Annotated in this window: 2 protein-coding genes; both read right to left on the bottom strand. The window is 43.5% G+C overall.

Features of this window, described 5'->3' with window-relative positions; genetic code table 11:
* A partial coding sequence (locus tag CXF78_RS20020) for a DEAD/DEAH box helicase (RefSeq protein WP_102037746.1) occupies window positions 1-1,204 on the bottom strand: 1,204 nt, incomplete at its 3' end.
* Between the two features lie 110 nt (window positions 1,205-1,314).
* On the bottom strand, window positions 1,315-2,535 hold a 1,221-nt coding region (hemL, locus tag CXF78_RS20015), incomplete at its 5' end, for a glutamate-1-semialdehyde 2,1-aminomutase (protein WP_102037745.1).

Below are 2,535 nucleotides of genomic sequence, written 5' to 3'. Positions count from 1 at the left end.
GTTTGTACTTAAGTACCTTTTTCGGTTTCTCTGCCGCAACATCGCGATATCGAGCAGGTAATGGCGCCCCTTCCTCGTATCCTGTCGGCACCAATATCGGCAATGATTGTTCAATAAGTTGTTCAATCGCGCCAAGCAACTCTAGCTCTTGTGGACTCACCAGAGAAATCGCTTCACCGCCTAATCCAGCACGACCAGTACGCCCGATCCTGTGAATGTAATCTTCGCACTCTTCAGGTAATTCAAAGTTAATGACTCTTGGCAGAGCTTGGATATCAAGCCCTCGAGCGGCCAAATCGGTAGCGATTAACACGCGTAATTGACCGGTTTTAAACTCTTCCAACGCACGATTTCGAGCCCCTTGGCTTTTATCACCGTGAAATACCGATGACTTAATGCCGTCTAAGCTTAATTCACGGTATAAATGATCTGCTGTTTCTTTGCGGCTGGTGAATACCATAACTTGCTGCCAGTTATGCTTACCAATTAATTCAGATAACAGTTCGGCTTTACGGCGGGTATCCACTTGGTACACTTGCTGGACAACATTAGCGGCTGTAGTTTGGGTTTCAACATGAACGTATTCAGGGTTGTTTAGCATTTTAGCGGCAAGGGTTTTAACGTCTTCAGAAAAAGTAGCAGAAAACATCATAGTTTGGTGTTGTCTGGCGATTAAACGCTTCACTTTTTCAATATCTTTAACAAAACCAAGATCAAGCATGCGATCAGCCTCATCAATCACTAGGTGGGTAACAAAAGATAAATCCAATTCATGCTGGCCAATAATGTCAAACAATCGTCCTGGCGTTGCCACTAAAATATCTATGCCTTGCTCTAATGCCTTACGCTGAGGATTGATACTCGCGCCACCATAAACGGCTAAGCTGGTCAGATTGATAAACTGGCTGTACTTAACTAAATTTTGCTCAATCTGAATCGCTAACTCACGAGTCGGAGTCATAATTAATGCGCGTAAACGATTTGCTGGCAATAAGTCTGAATGATCTTGATTCATCAAATGGCTTAGTAAAGGTAACGCAAAAGCAGCTGTTTTTCCGGTACCGGTTTCGGCACTGGCCAACACATCTCGGCCATCTAGCGCTAGTGGGATCACAGCTTGTTGGACAGGAGTAGCAGTTTGATACCCAGATTGATTAACCGCATCTAATAATAATGGCGGTAACCCTAGCGACGTAAATGACATAACTGACCCAATAACACAAATAAAAATAGGATAAACAACTTAGTTATTTATCCTATTTTTGTTACCAACAGTTTGCTTAACCTAAAATGAGGTTAAGCGATGAAGTTGCTTTATTTCATTGCCGCAAAAATGCGATCAACAGCAGCTAAAGTATATTCAATTTCAGCATCACCATGAGCCATAGACATGAAGCCTGCTTCATAAGCACTTGGCGCTAAATAAATACCTTCATCTAACATGGCATGGTAGAAATGACGGAAATGCTCCATGTTGCATTTTGTGACTTGGGCAAACGAGGTCATTGGCGTGTTATCTTCAGTAAAGAAGAAACCAAACATGCCACCCACATAAGTAATATTTAATGGAATACCATGTTTGTCTGCTGCGGCTTTAAAGCCTTCTGCAACCCGCTTTGTTTTGTCAGCTAGTGCTTCATATAAACCGGGTTCACACAATGCATCCATTTGCGCTAAGCCTGCCGACATCGCAATAGGATTACCAGATAACGTACCCGCTTGATAGACAGGGCCTGTCGGTGCGATAAATTGCATAACATCTTTACGGCCACCAAATGCGCCCACAGGCATGCCGCCGCCAATCACTTTACCTAGTGTGGTTAAGTCTGGCGTTACACCGTAGTGACCTTGTGCGCCGCTCATAGATACACGGAAGCCGGTCATCACTTCATCAATAATCAGTAACGCACCGAATTCATCACAAATTGTACGTAAACCTTGTAAAAACCCTTCCACTGGTGGAATACAGTTCATGTTGCCGGCAACAGGCTCAAGGATGATACAAGCGATACTTTCAGGATTCTGTTCAAATATAGCGCGGACAGAATCAAGGTCGTTATAGGTTGCAGTTAAGGTGTGTTTAGCAAAATCTTCAGGAATGCCAGGAGAGCTTGGTTGTCCTAACGTTAATGCACCAGAACCTGCTTTTACTAATAAGCAGTCAGCATGACCATGGTAGCAGCCTTCAAATTTTAAAATGTTGTCACGGTTAGTAAAACCACGGGCTAAACGAATTGCACTCATGGTGGCTTCAGTGCCTGAACTGACCATACGAACTTGTTCTATTGATGGCACCATCGAAATGACTTTTTCAGCCATTTTCACTTCAAGTTCAGTCGGCGCACCAAATGACAAGCCATTATCAACCGCGTCTAATACCGCTTGGCGAATTTTAGGGTGGTTATGGCCTAAAATCATCGGTCCCCATGAACCTACATAATCGATGTACTTTTTACCATCGGCATCAAAAATATAAGCGCCATCAGCTTTTTCAATGAACAAAGGTGAACCACCGACACCATTAAAGGCGCGTAC

Source organism: Shewanella sp. 11B5, assembly GCF_002836795.1.
Lineage (GTDB): Bacteria > Pseudomonadota > Gammaproteobacteria > Enterobacterales > Shewanellaceae > Shewanella > Shewanella frigidimarina.
The sequence above is the reverse complement of the archived record's forward strand: the minus strand, read 5'-3'. Positions and strand labels throughout refer to the sequence as shown.